We start from the raw sequence: 15,067 nt of genomic DNA on the forward strand, positions 1-15,067 counted from the left end.
GCGGCCCCAGTCGACTCAATGCATCTGCACGATCTGCTTGTCCGCCATCCGCCAAATCAACCGGCTGGTGTCATAACCCTGCTGCCGTGCCTTGGCCTGCAGGTTCTCACGCTCCCATGCCGGCAATGAAGGCGTGCGCGACAGAATCCACAGGTATTTGCGGTCCGGGCTGCCGACGATCGCCGTACGGTAACGCTCATCCACGTACAGGATCCAGTATTCGCCCCTGGTCAGGCCAGGCACCAGGCGGGTGAACCAGTTGTCGAATTCCACCCACAACCTGTCGGTATGCCCCGGCTGCTGAATGTTGGCGTGGCCTTCGGCGCGCAGCCATTCATCACCCATCGTGCGGCAACGGTTGAGCACACCGTACGAGCCGTCAGGCTTGAGGTTGTAATGGGCCTCGGACTGGGCGCATTCGCTCTGGTACGGCATCGGCAAGCGGGCCAGCTCGTACCACTTGCCCTGGTACCGCTTGAGGTCGACGTTACCGGCGGTCTTGGGCGCCAGCGGGTCGTTGGCCGAGGTGGCGCAGCCACCCAACAGCATCACCAGGCACAACCCCAGCAGCAGGTGCAGACGCGTCATTTGAGGCCCTGCCCTGAGTACATCAATACCTTGTCAGCTGCATACTGCACGCTGATGAAGCTCTTCTCGTCCCCCCAGGTGCAGCTGCTCATGCCCAGTGCGCCAGAGCACTCGGTGGGCGTGCCGAGCAGTTGCTCGACCTCGGCCTTGTTCATACCGGCCTTGAGCTTGGAATAGTTTTCCTGATTGATCTTGCTGCACGCAGTCAGGACGACGCACAAGGACAACAGGGCGAGGGAACGCAACGACATGAAGGGACACTCCTGGAAGGTGGGTGCAGGCGAGTGGCTGCAGTGACCTTCGACGGGAAAATCGCTCCCTGGTTCCCTACCTGCACGCCTTTCGTTCAACACCGTTGGTCGGCTGGCGCTGCGCAGGCGCTTCAGGCTCCAAAAACAAATGGGGCCGCATAGCGGCCCCATTCATTACTCAGAACCTGGAGCCAGGCTCCAGCAGAAAATCCATCTCTTCGCTGGTGCTCGGCCGCTCCAGCATCAGGTTGCGGTGCGGGAAGCGCCCGAACCGTGCAATCACGCGCTGGTGCTGCTCGGCATAGTCGAGGAAGCCTTCGAACAAGCGTCGGTGGGCCTCTGGCTGCTCATCCAGCAGCACCTGATAGCGTTCGACGCAGAGGTTCTGCCAGTCCAGCACTTCGGCATGCTCCAGCACCAGCAGCACGAACACTCGCTGGATCGGCAGCAGTTGGTAATCCCAGCCCTTCTGCAAACCCTGCAGCGCGACCACCTGGGCACGCCGGTCGCCCTCGAAAGCGCGCGGCGTATCGCGGTAGATCATGCGCGGCAGCTGGTCCAGCAGGAGCAACAGGCCGAGCCAGCCTTGCGGGCTTTGCTGCCACTCGTCGAGCCCGCCCGCCAGGGCATGCTCAACCAGCTCGCCAAACACCGCCTGGGCTTCGCCATCGTGATGCTTGCCGAACCACAGCGTGCTCTTCTCGTCAGCCACGGCCTGGGGACTGGTGCCCCAACCGAACCACCACTCCAGCAACGGCTGCCAAGGTGCGAGCATGTCTTACTCCTTGTGATAGGCGGTAACGCGCTCAACCTCTTCCTTCGAGCCGAGGATCACCGACACGCGCTGGTGCAGGCTCTCTGGCTTGATGTCGAGGATGCGATCGTAACCGTTGGTGGAGGCGCCGCCAGCCTGCTCGATGATGAACGACATCGGGTTGGCTTCGTACATCAGGCGCAGCTTGCCCGGCTTGCTCGGCTCGCGGGCATCGCGCGGGTACATGAACAGGCCGCCACGGGTCAGGATACGGTGTACGTCGGCCACCATGGAGGCGATCCAGCGCATGTTGTAGTTCTTTTTCAGTGGCCCGGTCTCACCGGCCAGCAGCTCGCCCACGTAACGCTGTACCGGGGCTTCCCAGTGGCGCTGGTTGGACATGTTGATGGCGAACTCGGCGGTGGTAGCCGGTACCTGGATGTTTTCGTGGGTCAGAACGAAGCTGCCCAGTTCGCGGTCCAGGGTGAAGCCCTTGACGCCGTTGCCCAGGGTCAGGATCAGCATGGTCTGCGGGCCGTAGATGGCATAACCGGCAGCGACCTGCTCGGTACCTGGCTGCAGGAATGCTTCTTCGTTCAGGCTTTCGTTCTGGCTCAGGTACTGGTTAGGGCAACGCAGTACCGAGAAGATGGTGCCGACCGAGACGTTGACGTCGATGTTCGACGAGCCGTCGAGCGGGTCGAAGACCAGCAGGTAGGCGCCTTTCGGGTATTTGCCCGGGATCTGGTAGGCGTTGTCCATTTCTTCGGACGCCATGCCGGCCAGGTGGCCGCCCCACTCGTTGGCTTCGAGCAGGATGTCGTTGGAAATCACGTCCAGCTTCTTCTGCACTTCGCCCTGCACGTTTTCGGTGCCCATGCTGCCCAGCACGCCGCCGAGGGCGCCCTTGGACACGTGGTGGCTGATTTCCTTGCACGCACGCGCTACCACTTCGATCAGGAAGCGCAGATCGGCAGGGGTATTGTTGCTGCGGGTCTGCTCAATCAGATAGCGACTCAGGGTAACGCGGGACATGTATGGCTCCGAACGGATTGGGGGAGAAAAACCCCCGCAGTTTACAGGGAGAGTTGAATGCTAGCGAGCAAAGAGACTCGCTGGGCAGTCAGACGGCACTTTAGGTCGGTAGTTCAGCGATGGCCTGGCCGGTGGTCAGTTGGGGCTGCTGTGCAGCCCAATCGCCGGCAAGCCGGCTCCCAAAGGTTTTGTGCTGCCTTCAAGGCAACGCAGATCCTGTGGGAGCGGGCTTGCCCCGCGAATGGGCCGCAACGCGGCCCCAGCACTCAATCCAGCGCCTTCCAGATATCGGTCGCATACTCGCGAATGGTCCGGTCCGAAGAGAACCAGCCCATCCGCGCCGTGTTCAGCACTGCAATGCGCCACCACTCCTGCGGTGTATGCCACAACTCCTCGACGCGCCGCTGGGCATCCCAGTAGGCATCGAAATCGGCGCAGACCAGGAAGCGGTCGTACGCCACCAGCCCATCGATCAGCCCGGCATAGCGCCCAGGGTCATCCGGCGAAAACACACCACTGCGGATCGCCTGCAGTACATCGTTCAAGCGGTTGGAGGCGGCTATCGCGGCACTGGCACCAAAGTCGCCGGCACGCTTGCGCGCCTCGACCTGCTGCGCAGTCAAACCGAAGATGAACATGTTGTCGGCACCCACCTGTTCGCACATCTCCACGTTGGCACCGTCCAGGGTGCCGATGGTCAGCGCGCCATTGAGGCCGAACTTCATGTTGCTGGTACCCGAGGCTTCGTAGCCGGCAGTGGAGATCTGCTCCGACAGGTCCGCTGCCGGGATGATGCTCTCCGCCAGGCTGACGTTGTAGTTGGGCAGGAACACCACCTTGAGCAGGCCACGCACGGTGGGGTCGTTGTTGACCACGCGGGCGATGTCGTTGGCCAGCTTGATGATCAGCTTGGCCTGGTGGTAGCTGGCCGCCGCCTTGCCGGCAAAGATCTTCACCCGGGGCACCCAGTTGATACCGGGGTCGTTGCGTATGGCCTGGTACAGCGCCACGGTGTGCAACAGGTTGAGCAGCTGGCGCTTGTATTCGTGGATGCGCTTGACCTGCACATCGAACAGCGCCTCTGGGTTGACCGTAACCCCGACGCGGTCCTGAATGATGCTGGCCAGTGCGCGCTTGCTGTGCAGGCGCTGCGCGGCGAACGCCTTGCGAAAGCCCCCCTTGTCGGCGAACGGCACCAGGTTTGCCAGGCGCGCCTCGGGGTCGTCGAGGAGCTCCGGCCCCAGGGCCTCGACCAGCATCGCGGTCAATTGCGGGTTGGCCTGGTACAGCCAGCGGCGGAAGGTGATGCCGTTGGTCTTGTTGTTGATCCGCTGCGGGTAGAGCTTGTGCAGCTCGGCGAACACCGTGCTTTTCATCAGCTTGCTGTGCAGCGCCGACACCCCGTTGACGCTGTGTGAGCCGAGGAATGCCAGGTTGCCCATGCGCACCCGGCGGCCGTTGTCCTCCTCGATCAGCGACACTGCCCGTAGCACGTCGAAGTCATGCAGGCCTTTCGCGCGCAGGGCGTCGATATGGTAGGCGTTGATCAGGTAGATGATCTGCATGTGCCGCGGCAGCATGCGCTCCATCAGCGCCACAGGCCAGGTTTCCAGGGCTTCGGGCAGCAGGGTGTGGTTGGTATAGGCCAATGTACCGACGGTAAGCTCCCAGGCCTTTTCCCACGGAATTTCGTGCTGGTCGACCAGCAGCCGCATCAGTTCGGCCACGGCAATCGACGGGTGCGTGTCATTGAGCTGGATCGCCGCCGCATCCGGCAGGTTGAGCAGGTCCTTGTGCATGTTCAGGTGGCGCCGCAGCAGGTCCTGCAGCGATGCCGAGACAAAGAAGTATTCCTGGCGCAGGCGCAGCTCCTGGCCAGCCTCGGTACTGTCGGCTGGGTACAGCACCCGCGAGATACTTTCGGCGCGCGCGACTTCGGCCACCGCCCCCAGGTGGTCACCGGCGTTGAAACGCTCCAGGTGGAGTTCTTCCAGCGCCCGTGCACGCCACAGGCGCAGAGTATTGACGCTGGACCCGCGCCAGCCAACCACCGGCGTGTCATAGGCAACCGCCCGCACCGTTTCGCCCGGCGACCAGACCTGACGCTGCTGGCCGTGGGCGTCGTGCACCGTTTCGACACTACCGCCAAAGCTGATCGGGTAGATCACCTCGGCGCGCTCGAACTCCCAGGGGTTGCCGAAATCCAGCCAGTTCTCGGTCTGCTCCTGCTGCCAGCCATCGACCATGGCCTGGCGGAACAGCCCGTGCTCGTAACGGATGCCGTAACCGTGGGCGGCAATGCCCAGGGTCGACATGCTTTCCATGAAACAGGCTGCCAGACGCCCCAGGCCACCATTACCTAGAGCGGCGTCCGGCTCGAGCAGGCGAATGCGCTCCAGGTCCACATCCAGCCCTTCCAGCGCATCGCGGGCTATGTCCAGCAAGCCCAGGTTGCTCAGGCTGTCATAGAGCAGGCGGCCGATGAGGAATTCAAGGGAGAGGTAATACACCCGCTTCTGGCTGCGTCTATAGGCCTGACGGGTGTGGTCCATCCAGTGGTCGACCATGTGATCGCGGGCAGCCAGCGCAATGGCTTCGAACCAGTCGTGGTCGAAGGCATGCTCAGGGTCCTTGCCGACTGCATAGGTAAGCTTGTCCAGTACAGCGGCACGAAAATCGGCCACCTCGGCATCACGTGCTTTGGGTTCCTGGGACATACGGCATCCTCGGGCAAGTTGACGAAAGCGCAGGGAGAGTGTTGAGACTAGACCCTTCGACAGGGAGTGACAGTCTCGGTTCGCAGTTTTCATGCCCACTTTGCCAATCCGGCAAAAGGTTGTTCACAAATTGAACAACTCCGGTATCATCGCGCGCCCCAAGACCGTGATCCACCACCTATAACGATGAAAACGACCCTGATTGCCGCGGCCGAAGTCGACCGCCTGGAAACCTGGCAGCGCTATGCCAGCCATATGTGCGGAGGCTGCCATTCGACCTGCTGCACGCTGCCCGTGGAAGTGAAGATCAAAGACCTGATCCGCATTGGCGTGGTGGACGAGTTCGAAAAGGACGAGCCGCCGAAAAACGTGGCCAAACGCCTGCAGAAGGAAGGCATCATCGAACGCTTCAACCAGAAGTCCGGGATCTTCACCCTGACCCGGATGAGCAACGATGACTGCATGTATCTGGATCGCAAGAGCCGCCTGTGCACCATTTATGACAAGCGCCCGGATACCTGCCGCAATCACCCGAAGATCGGGCCACGGCCGGGGTATTGTGCTTACAAGCCGAAAGCGGCTACCCGTTGAGCTACTGCCTGCACCGACGTCTTCGTGGTTAAACTCGCCCGCCCCTACGTTGCACAAAACCTGTAGGAGCGGGTTTACCCGCGAGAGGCCGGTACAGCCAGCACAAAAAAAAACAGACAAAAAAAACGCCCCCGGCCTTACGACCGGGGGCGTTTTCATTCAGCCAGAACTAACTCAGCTGTTCTTGGCTTTCTTGGCAGCGCGGGTACGCTCGCTTTCGTCCAGGATCTTCTTGCGAAGACGGATGGACTTCGGCGTTACTTCGCACAGCTCGTCTTCCTGGATGTATTCCAGAGCCTGTTCCAGGGTGAAGCGAACTGGCGGAACCAGGGCGATGACTTCGTCTTTACCCGAAGCACGCATGTTGTCGAGCTTCTTGCCCTTGGTAGGGTTGACGCCCAGGTCGTTGTCGCGGCTGTTCTGGCCGATGATCTGACCGTTGTAGATCTCTTGACCGTGCTCGACAAACAGCTTGCCACGCGCCTGCAGGGTTTCCAGCGAGTAGGTCAGCGCCTTGCCGGTTTCGACCGAAACCAGTACGCCATTCTGACGGCCGGACATGTGGCCGGACTTCACGGCGTCGTAGCGATCGAAGATCGAAGTCAGAATGCCTGCACCGTTGGTCAGGGTCAGGAACTGGTTACGGAAACCGATCAGACCACGAGCCGGGATGTTGTACTCCAGGCGTACACGGCCCTTGCCATCCGGGACCATGTTGGTCAGGTCGCCTTTACGCAGACCCATCTCTTCCATGACCTTGCCCTGCGAATCTTCAGGGATGTCGATGGTGACGTTCTCGAACGGTTCCTGCTTCACGCCATCCACTTCACGGATGATCACTTCCGGACGGCCCAGGGCCAATTCGAAGCCTTCGCGACGCATGGTTTCGATCAGTACCGAAAGGTGCAGCTCACCACGGCCCGAGACCTTGAACTTGTCTGGGGAGTCGGTTTCTTCAACGCGCAGGGCTACGTTGTACAGCAGCTCTTTGTCCAGACGGTCCTTGATGTTACGGCTGGTGACGAACTTGCCTTCCTTGCCGCAGAACGGCGAGTCGTTGACCTGGAAGGTCATCGAAACGGTAGGCTCGTCAACGGTCAGCGGCTTCATCGCCTCAACGGCAGTTGGGTCGCACAGGGTGTCGGAGATGAACAGCTCGTCGAAACCGCTGATGCAGACGATGTCACCCGCTTGGGCTTCTTCGACATCCACGCGGTGCAGACCGTGGTGGCCCATCAGCTTGAGGATACGGCCGTTACGCTTCTTGCCTTCAGCGTCGATGGCGACAACCGGGGTGTTCGGCTTGATGCGACCACGGGCAATACGGCCAACACCGATAACACCCAGGAAGCTGTTGTAGTCCAGTGCGGAGATCTGCATCTGGAACGGGCCGTCACGGTCAACAGCTGGCGCTGGAACGTGGTCGATGACAGCCTGATACAGGGCAGTCATGTCTTCGCCCATTGCGGTGTGGTCCAGACCGGCAATGCCGTTCAGGGCCGAGGCGTAGACGACTTTGAAGTCCAGCTGCTCGTCGGTGGCACCGAGGTTGTCGAACAGGTCGAAGATCTGGTCCAGAACCCAGTCAGGACGCGCGCCCGGACGGTCGACCTTGTTGATCACGACGATCGGCTTCAGGCCAGCCTCGAAAGCCTTCTTGGTCACGAAGCGGGTTTGCGGCATCGGGCCGTCCTGAGCGTCGACCAGCAGCAGCACGGAGTCGACCATCGACATTACACGCTCAACCTCGCCACCGAAGTCGGCGTGGCCGGGGGTGTCGACGATGTTGATGTGGTAGCCATTCCAGTTAATGGCGGTGTTTTTCGCCAGAATGGTAATGCCGCGCTCTTTTTCCTGGTCGTTGGAGTCCATCACGCGCTCGTCGTTGAGCTCGTTACGCTCCAGAGTGCCGGACTGGCGCAGGAGTTTGTCGACCAGGGTGGTTTTACCATGGTCAACGTGGGCGATGATGGCGATGTTACGCAGATTTTCGATCACAACTGTATCTCGATCAGAGGATTCGGTTGCCGCCAGTCTAGGCGGCCAATATGAAGGTAAAAGGCTCAGCGGGCCCGGCGGTCGGGAGGGCGATGGCGGATGCTGCCGCCATACAGCCCTGGCGTCTTATGTCGGACGATAAACACGCACATTGGCATGTCCCTCACTGAGCAGGTGGTGTGCGTGCAAACGGCTCATCACACCCTTGTCGCAATACAGCAAGTACTGGCGGGTTTCATCCAGCTGCTTGAACTTGCTGTTGATCGCGTAAAACGGCATCACCTGGACTTCCACGCCGTCGATTACCAGGGGTTGGTCTTCCTGGGCATCGGGGTGACGGATGTCGATGACGATCTGGCCTGGCAGCGCTTCGCGCACTTCCTCGACCTCGATGTCCTTGCCCAGTTCGTCGATCACGTGGTCGATCGAGATGAACTTGGCACGTTCGAGCGCACGCTCCAGCACGGCCATGTCGAATTGCTTTTCTTCATGCTCCATGCGGTGACGCTTGGCGTGAGTGGTCGGGTTTACCGAGATCACACCGCAGTATTCAGGCATGTGCTTGGCGAAGTCGGCGGTGCCGATTTCGGTGGCCTGGTCAATGATGTCCTGCTTGTGGCTGGCCAGCAACGGGCGCAGCACCAGCTTGTCGGTGGCCGAATCGATGATCGACAGGTTCGGCAGCGTCTGGCTCGACACCTGGGAGATCGCTTCGCCGGTCACCAGCGCGTCGATTTGCAGACGGTCGGCCATGTGCGCCGCACCGCGCAGCATCATGCGCTTGAGGGTCACGCCCATGTAGCTGTTGTCGACCTTGTTGAGGATCTCGCCGACCACTTCCTCGAACGGCACGCTGATGAACAGCACGCGCTGGCTGCTGCCGTACTTTTTCCAGAGGTAGTGGGCCACTTCCATCACGCCCAGCTCGTGCGCACGGCCGCCGAGGTTGAAGAAGCAGAAGTGGGTCATCAGGCCGCGGCGCATCATCTGATAGGCGGCCACGGTGGAGTCGAAGCCACCGGACATCAACACCAGGGTCTGCTCCAGGGCGCCCAGCGGATAGCCGCCAATGCCCTGGTGCTGGTTGTGGATCACGTACAGGCGCTGGTTGCGGATTTCGATGCGCACCAGCACTTGCGGGTTCTTCAGCTCGATGCCGGCGGCGCCGCACTGCTGACGCAGCTGGCTGCCGACGTAGCGGTCGACATCCATCGAGGTGAAGTCGTGATGGCCGCCGCGCTTGCAGCGTACGGCGAAGTGCTTGCCGGCCAGCAGGTGGCCGAAATGGTGCTTGCACTTGGCGACGATGTCGTCGAAGTCGCCCAGCGGGTATTCCTCGACCTGCAGGAAGTGGGTGATACCCGGCGTGCAGGCGAGGCGCTCGATCATCTCGCGCTGGACCTTCTCGTCCTCGACGCGGGTGACCACTTCGAGATTGTCCCAGACACCATCGACCGCGAGCTCAGGATCGAGGTCCTTGAGCACGTTGCGGATGTTCTTGCTGAGCTGGCGGATGAAGCGCTTGCGCACCGGCCGGCTCTTGATGGTGATTTCTGGGAAGACTTTGACGATAAGTTTCATTGGTTAACAGCGCGCGCAGGGCCTGCCGAAAATGAGGGGCGCGAATTATATCGGAAATTGCTCAGGATTTGACCAACTTTTGTACAGAAGGTTGGATTTATGTTTGCCCACACCGGCCTCATCGCCAGCAAGCCGGCTTCCACAGGGCATAGCGTAGGTCTTGATGCCCGTGGTGAACTTGTGAGAGGCGGCTTGCCGGCGATGAGGCCCTTTAAGGAAGCACAAACGCCAACTAACGCACCGCATTGGTGCGCGCACGCCAGAATTCGCATCTTAAGAGTGCATTTTTTACTCGACACCCATCCCCAGATGCCCGCAAACGCCCCTTTTTATCCCGCGCTCGCCATTTTCGGGCACTGGCATGCAATTTGCTCCCTTGTGAGGCAGGTAAGCTTGGCCGACTATCCGCGCCCGGCAACACCCTTTTTGCAGGGCAGCGGCCAACTGCGCCCTAGACCATCCGGAGGACAACATGTCGAAGTCGGTTCAACTCATCAAAGATCATGACGTCAAGTGGATTGATCTGCGTTTCACGGACACCAAAGGCATTCAGCATCACGTGACCATGCCAGCGCGTGATGGCCTGGACGAAGACTTCTTCGAAGTCGGCAAGATGTTCGACGGCTCCTCCATCGCTGGCTGGAAAGGCATCGAAGCCTCCGACATGATCCTGATGCCGGTCGACGACACCGCCGTACTGGACCCGTTCACCGAAGAGCCGACCCTGATCATCACCTGCGACATCGTCGACCCGTCGAGCATGCAGGGCTACGACCGTGACCCACGCGGCATCGCCAAGCGCGCCGAAGAGTACCTGAAGAGCACCGGCATCGGTGACACCGTATTCGCAGGCCCAGAGCCAGAGTTCTTCATCTTCGACGAGGTGAAGTTCCAGTCGGACATCTCCGGCTCGATGTTCAAGATCTTCTCCGAGCAAGGCTCGTGGATGACTGGCGCTGACGTGGAAGGCGGCAACAAAGGCCACCGTCCGGGCGTTAAAGGTGGCTACTTCCCGGTTCCGCCGTTCGACCACGACCACGAAATCCGTACTGCCATGTGCAACGCACTGGAAGAAATGGGCCAGACCGTTGAAGTTCACCACCACGAAGTGGCGACTGCCGGCCAGAACGAAATCGGCGTCAAGTTCAACACCCTGGTGAAGAAAGCTGACGAAGTACAGGCCCTGAAATACGTCGTGCACAACGTTGCCGACGCTTACGGCCGTACCGCTACCTTCATGCCGAAGCCACTGTACGGCGATAACGGCTCGGGCATGCACGTGCACATGTCGATCTGGAAAGACGGCAAGAACACCTTCTCGGGTGAAGGCTATGCCGGCCTGTCCGACACCGCCCTGTACTTCATCGGCGGCATCATCAAGCACGGTAAGGCCCTGAACGGCTTCACCAACCCGTCGACCAACTCCTACAAGCGTCTGGTCCCAGGCTTCGAAGCCCCGGTAATGCTGGCCTACTCGGCACGCAACCGTTCCGCCTCGATCCGTATTCCTTACGTCGGCAGCCCGAAAGCCCGCCGTATCGAAGCCCGTTTCCCGGACCCATCGGCCAACCCGTACCTGGCTTTCGCAGCCCTGCTGATGGCTGGCCTCGACGGTATCCAGAACAAGATCCACCCAGGCGATGCTGCCGACAAGAACCTGTACGATCTGCCGCCTGAAGAGGCTAAAGACATCCCGCAAGTGTGCGGCAGCCTGAAAGAAGCTCTGGAAGAGCTGGATAAAGGCCGTGCGTTCCTGACCAAGGGCGGCGTGTTCTCCGATGACTTCATCGATGCCTTCATCGAGCTGAAGTCGGAAGAAGAGATCAAGGTTCGCACCTTCGTACACCCGCTGGAATACGAGCTGTACTACAGCTGCTGATCTAATCGGCGCCTGGCGTCGATGAAATCACCGGAAACGGCCTTCTTCTGAAGGCCGTTTTTGTTTTTGCGATCGTCCGAATCGGACGCGTCCTACAAGCAGAATGCGTCACCCAACCCACAATCAGGTCTCCATGCATAAGGAGATCACCATGCAACGCTTCACCATCGCGCTCGTCATCACATTCGGCCTTCTCGGCTGCCAGGCATCAACACCTTCTGAACCAGACTTTCAGCCCTTGCTGACCAGTATCGAGCAGCGCCTGGACCTGGCCACCTCGGTTGCGGTACACAAATGGGACAACCACCTGCCCGTGGAAGCCCCCGAACGGGAGCGACAGGTGCTGTCGGGTGTCCAAGAGATGGCACCCGACTACGACCTGAGCCCCGAGCGCGCCGCTGCGTTTTTCGCTGACCAGATCGAAGCCAACAAGCTCATCCAGTACACCCTGCGCGACCGCTGGACAGTGCTTGGGCAACGACCGCCCGCTGCACCGCTCGACCTCGCCAACCAGATTCGACCCCGCCTGGACAAACTCCAGGCAACGCTACTGTTCGAACTGGCCCGCTTTGACCGGCAGCATAATCAGGGCTGCACGCAAAAACTCGCTCACGCCTTGGCGCGACGCACCAACGACCCTCTACGCCACCAGGCGCTGGTACGCGCCACCACAAAATTGTGCGTCGAACGCTAATCGCGAAGATGCTCTATATTGGTGCATAACGCTATTCATCACGCCGCTGACCACCCCAAAACAGGTCACGTGAAACGGTAAATCAGCACATTCTGATCCGAATAAGCGCAATAACAGGTCTTTATCAAGGAATCCCGCTTCTTTTCGGAGCCTTGGTTTGTTTCTTGCATTTTCCAGGCATCAGCGGATCCATAGCGCGCTCGTCCTTGGCCCGACCAAGGACCAGCCAGCGCCAAAAGAGGTCAACGACGCCTTATGACCATCAGCGATGCACAGCACCGTCTGCTTCTGGACAACCTGACCACCGCCACGCTCCTGCTCAACGCCGAGCTGCGCCTGGAGTACATGAACCCGGCTGCGGAAATGCTGCTGGCGGTGAGCGGGCAGCGGAGCCATGGGCAGTTCATCAGTGAGCTGTTCACCGAATCGACCGAAGCGCTCAATTCGCTGCGCCAGGCCGTCGAACACGCACATCCGTTCACCAAGCGCGAAGCGCAGCTCACGTCGTTGACTGGGCAGACCATCACAGTCGACTACGCCGTGACGCCGATCCTGCACCAGGGCAATACCTTGCTGCTACTCGAGGTGCACCCGCGCGACCGCCTGCTGCGCATCACCAAGGAAGAGGCCCAGCTGAGCAAGCAGGAAACCACCAAGATGCTGGTGCGCGGCCTGGCCCACGAGATCAAGAACCCGCTCGGCGGCATCCGCGGCGCTGCGCAATTGCTGGCCCGCGAACTGCCCGAAGACGGCCTGCGCGACTACACCAACGTGATCATCGAAGAGGCCGACCGCCTGCGTAACCTGGTCGACCGCATGCTCGGCTCGAACAAGCTGCCGTCGCTGGCCATGACCAACATTCACGAAGTGCTCGAGCGGGTCTGCAGCCTGGTCGACGCCGAAAGCCAAGGCTGCATCACATTGGTGCGCGATTACGACCCAAGCCTGCCGGACGTGCTGATCGACCGCGAGCAGATGATCCAGGCGGTGCTGAATATCGTGCGCAACGCCATGCAGGCGATCAGCTCGCAGAACGAGCTGCGCCTGGGCCGTATCACACTGCGCAGCCGCGCGATGCGCCAGTTCACCATCGGCCACGTGCGCCACCGCCTGGTGGCCCGCGTCGAGATCATCGACAACGGCCCGGGCATTCCCAGTGAACTGCAGGACACCCTCTTCTATCCCATGGTCAGTGGCCGCCCGGACGGTACCGGGCTGGGCCTGGCCATTACCCAGAACATCATCAGCCAGCACCAGGGCCTGATCGAGTGTGAAAGCCACGCCGGGCACACCGCCTTCTCGATCTTCCTGCCCCTGGAACAAGGAGCCACCGCCTCATGAGCCGAAGTGAAACCGTATGGATCGTCGACGATGATCGCTCCATCCGCTGGGTCCTGGAAAAAGCCCTGCAACAGGAAGGCATGACCACCCAGAGCTTCGACAGCGCCGATGGCGTGATGGGCCGCCTGGCTCGGCAGCAGCCGGACGTGATCATTTCCGACATCCGTATGCCCGGTGCCAGTGGCCTCGACCTGCTGGCGCAGATTCGCGAGCAGCACCCGCGCCTGCCGGTCATCATCATGACTGCCCATTCCGACCTGGACAGCGCGGTGGCGTCGTACCAGGGCGGTGCGTTCGAGTACCTGCCGAAACCGTTCGACGTCGATGAAGCGGTGTCGCTGGTCAAGCGCGCCAACCAGCATTCCCAGGAACAACAAGGCCTCGACGTGCCCCAGGCGCTGGCCCGCACGCCGGAAATCATCGGTGAAGCACCGGCGATGCAGGAGGTATTCCGCGCCATCGGTCGCTTGAGCCACTCCAACATCACCGTGCTGATCAATGGCGAATCGGGTACCGGCAAGGAACTGGTCGCCCACGCCCTGCACCGCCACAGCCCGCGCGCGGCATCGCCCTTCATCGCCTTGAACATGGCGGCCATCCCGAAAGACCTGATGGAGTCGGAGCTGTTCGGCCATGAGAAAGGGGCGTTCACCGGCGCAGCCAACCTGCGCCGCGGCCGCTTCGAGCAGGCCGATGGCGGCACGCTTTTCCTCGACGAAATCGGCGACATGCCGGCCGACACCCAGACCCGCCTGCTGCGGGTACTGGCCGATGGCGAGTTTTATCGCGTGGGCGGCCATGTGCCGGTGAAGGTCGATGTGCGAATCATCGCCGCCACGCACCAGAACCTCGAACTGCTGGTACAAGCCGGCAAGTTCCGTGAGGACTTGTTCCACCGCCTCAACGTGATTCGCATCCATATACCGCGCCTGGCCGACCGTCGCGAGGACATCCCTGCCCTCGCCCGCCACTTCCTCGGCCGCGCCGCGCAGGAGCTGGCCGTCGAGCCGAAACTGCTCAAGCCGGAAACCGAAGAATTCATCCGCAACTTGCCTTGGCCCGGCAACGTTCGCCAGCTGGAGAACACCTGCCGCTGGATCACCGTGATGGCCTCCAGCCGCGAAGTGCTGATCGGCGACCTGCCACCGGAGCTGCTCAACCTGCCGCAGGACGCTGCGCCAGTGACCAACTGGGAGCAAGCCCTGCGCCAGTGGGCCGACCAGGCCTTGGCCCGCGGGCAGTCGAACCTGCTCGACAGCGCGGTGCCCAGCTTTGAGCGGATCATGATCGAGACCGCGCTCAAGCACACGGCCGGGCGCCGCCGTGATGCGGCTGTGCTGCTTGGCTGGGGGCGCAATACCCTGACGCGCAAGATCAAGGAACTGGGGATGAATGTGGATGGGGGAGATGACGATGAGGGCGATGACCACTGACGCCTCGTCATTCAGATAGACCTCTGGGGCCGCTTTGCGGCCCCAGCCGTTTCTGGCGCATGCACCGAAGCTGTGCCCTCTGCACCGCCCCAAGGCACAAATCCCCTCTAAAACCGGCCAAATCCCCCTCAAAGGCCAGTATTCACAGGCCTGGCAAAACTGGCACGCCCCCTGCAATAGCTAATACATACCCAGTTTCGGGGGC

12 protein-coding genes are annotated in these 15,067 nt (G+C 61.0%); 5 read left to right on the forward strand and 7 right to left on the reverse strand.

Features of this window, described 5'->3' with window-relative positions:
* Positions 1-15: 15 nt before the first annotated feature.
* From ACFY68_RS01345 to ACFY68_RS01365, 5 genes are all read right to left on the reverse strand, one after another.
* Positions 16-588 carry a lipocalin family protein gene (locus ACFY68_RS01345; protein WP_346614103.1) on the reverse strand — a complete coding sequence of 191 codons (573 nt, stop codon included), beginning with the start codon at positions 586-588 and terminating at the stop codon, positions 16-18.
* Positions 585-839, reverse strand: coding sequence for an outer membrane protein assembly factor BamE (gene bamE, locus ACFY68_RS01350; protein WP_079230016.1), 255 nt, complete (start codon positions 837-839; stop codon positions 585-587). The genes ACFY68_RS01345 and bamE overlap by 4 nt, the downstream gene beginning before the upstream one ends.
* Positions 840-1,017: 178 nt before the next feature.
* Positions 1,018-1,614: a DUF924 family protein gene (locus ACFY68_RS01355; protein ID WP_387522728.1), complete on the reverse strand. Its 597-nt coding sequence runs from the start codon at positions 1,612-1,614 to the stop codon at positions 1,018-1,020.
* 3 nt (positions 1,615-1,617) lie between these two features.
* Complete coding sequence (locus ACFY68_RS01360; protein ID WP_012274595.1) at positions 1,618-2,628, reverse strand: class 1 fructose-bisphosphatase; 1,011 nt, start codon at positions 2,626-2,628, stop codon at positions 1,618-1,620.
* A gap of 266 nt (positions 2,629-2,894) precedes the next feature.
* Entirely contained in the window at positions 2,895-5,345 is a 2,451-nt protein-coding gene (locus tag ACFY68_RS01365) for a glycogen/starch/alpha-glucan phosphorylase (protein ID WP_387522730.1), read from the reverse strand.
* A gap of 186 nt (positions 5,346-5,531) precedes the next feature.
* Between ACFY68_RS01365 and ACFY68_RS01370 the strand changes: the two genes are divergently transcribed.
* Complete coding sequence (locus tag ACFY68_RS01370; RefSeq protein WP_387522732.1) at positions 5,532-5,936, forward strand: YkgJ family cysteine cluster protein; 405 nt, start codon at positions 5,532-5,534, stop codon at positions 5,934-5,936.
* 174 nt (positions 5,937-6,110) lie between these two features.
* Here the strand turns inward: ACFY68_RS01370 and typA are convergent, their stop codons facing one another.
* Positions 6,111-7,934, reverse strand: coding sequence for a translational GTPase TypA (gene typA, locus ACFY68_RS01375; protein ID WP_387522734.1), 1,824 nt, complete (start codon positions 7,932-7,934; stop codon positions 6,111-6,113).
* Between the two features lie 126 nt (positions 7,935-8,060).
* Positions 8,061-9,515 carry a tRNA uracil 4-sulfurtransferase ThiI gene (gene thiI, locus ACFY68_RS01380; protein ID WP_346614109.1) on the reverse strand — a complete coding sequence of 485 codons (1,455 nt, stop codon included), beginning with the start codon at positions 9,513-9,515 and terminating at the stop codon, positions 8,061-8,063.
* Positions 9,516-9,987: 472 nt separating this feature from the next.
* On the opposite strand from thiI, the gene glnA reads away from it, so the two are divergent.
* The 4 genes from glnA to ntrC all read left to right on the forward strand — a co-directional run bounded on the left by glnA (position 9,988) and on the right by ntrC (position 14,862).
* Complete coding sequence (gene glnA / locus ACFY68_RS01385) at positions 9,988-11,394, forward strand: type I glutamate--ammonia ligase (RefSeq protein ID WP_008095432.1); 1,407 nt, start codon at positions 9,988-9,990, stop codon at positions 11,392-11,394.
* Positions 11,395-11,545: 151 nt separating this feature from the next.
* Positions 11,546-12,088, forward strand: coding sequence for a chorismate mutase (locus ACFY68_RS01390; protein WP_387522735.1), 543 nt, complete (start codon positions 11,546-11,548; stop codon positions 12,086-12,088).
* A gap of 255 nt (positions 12,089-12,343) precedes the next feature.
* The gene (gene glnL / locus ACFY68_RS01395; protein ID WP_387522736.1) at positions 12,344-13,429 is read left to right on the forward strand and encodes a nitrogen regulation protein NR(II); all 1,086 of its coding nucleotides are present in this window, start codon (positions 12,344-12,346) and stop codon (positions 13,427-13,429) included.
* Complete coding sequence (gene ntrC / locus ACFY68_RS01400) at positions 13,426-14,862, forward strand: nitrogen regulation protein NR(I) (protein WP_346614112.1); 1,437 nt, start codon at positions 13,426-13,428, stop codon at positions 14,860-14,862. Before glnL ends, ntrC begins: the two co-directional genes overlap by 4 nt.
* Positions 14,863-15,067: the final 205 nt, after the last annotated feature.

The sequence above is a fragment of the Pseudomonas sp. NPDC012596 genome (assembly GCF_042902325.1).
Taxonomy (GTDB): domain Bacteria; phylum Pseudomonadota; class Gammaproteobacteria; order Pseudomonadales; family Pseudomonadaceae; genus Aquipseudomonas.

Excerpts from the sequence above, each read along its gene's own strand:
- ACFY68_RS01355 (WP_387522728.1), bottom strand. The coding sequence starts at position 1,614 with ATGCTCGCACCTTGGCAGCCGTTGCTGGAGTGGTGGTTCGGTTGGGGC.
- bamE (WP_079230016.1), bottom strand. The coding sequence starts at position 839 with ATGTCGTTGCGTTCCCTCGCCCTGTTGTCCTTGTGCGTCGTCCTGACT.
- ACFY68_RS01390 (WP_387522735.1), top strand. The coding sequence starts at position 11,546 with ATGCAACGCTTCACCATCGCGCTCGTCATCACATTCGGCCTTCTCGGC.
- glnA (WP_008095432.1), top strand. The coding sequence starts at position 9,988 with ATGTCGAAGTCGGTTCAACTCATCAAAGATCATGACGTCAAGTGGATT.
- ACFY68_RS01365 (WP_387522730.1), bottom strand. The coding sequence starts at position 5,345 with ATGTCCCAGGAACCCAAAGCACGTGATGCCGAGGTGGCCGATTTTCGT.
- ACFY68_RS01345 (WP_346614103.1), bottom strand. The coding sequence starts at position 588 with ATGACGCGTCTGCACCTGCTGCTGGGGTTGTGCCTGGTGATGCTGTTG.
- glnL (WP_387522736.1), top strand. The coding sequence starts at position 12,344 with ATGACCATCAGCGATGCACAGCACCGTCTGCTTCTGGACAACCTGACC.
- ACFY68_RS01360 (WP_012274595.1), bottom strand. The coding sequence starts at position 2,628 with ATGTCCCGCGTTACCCTGAGTCGCTATCTGATTGAGCAGACCCGCAGC.
- thiI (WP_346614109.1), bottom strand. The coding sequence starts at position 9,515 with ATGAAACTTATCGTCAAAGTCTTCCCAGAAATCACCATCAAGAGCCGG.
- ntrC (WP_346614112.1), top strand. The coding sequence starts at position 13,426 with ATGAGCCGAAGTGAAACCGTATGGATCGTCGACGATGATCGCTCCATC.
- ACFY68_RS01370 (WP_387522732.1), top strand. The coding sequence starts at position 5,532 with ATGAAAACGACCCTGATTGCCGCGGCCGAAGTCGACCGCCTGGAAACC.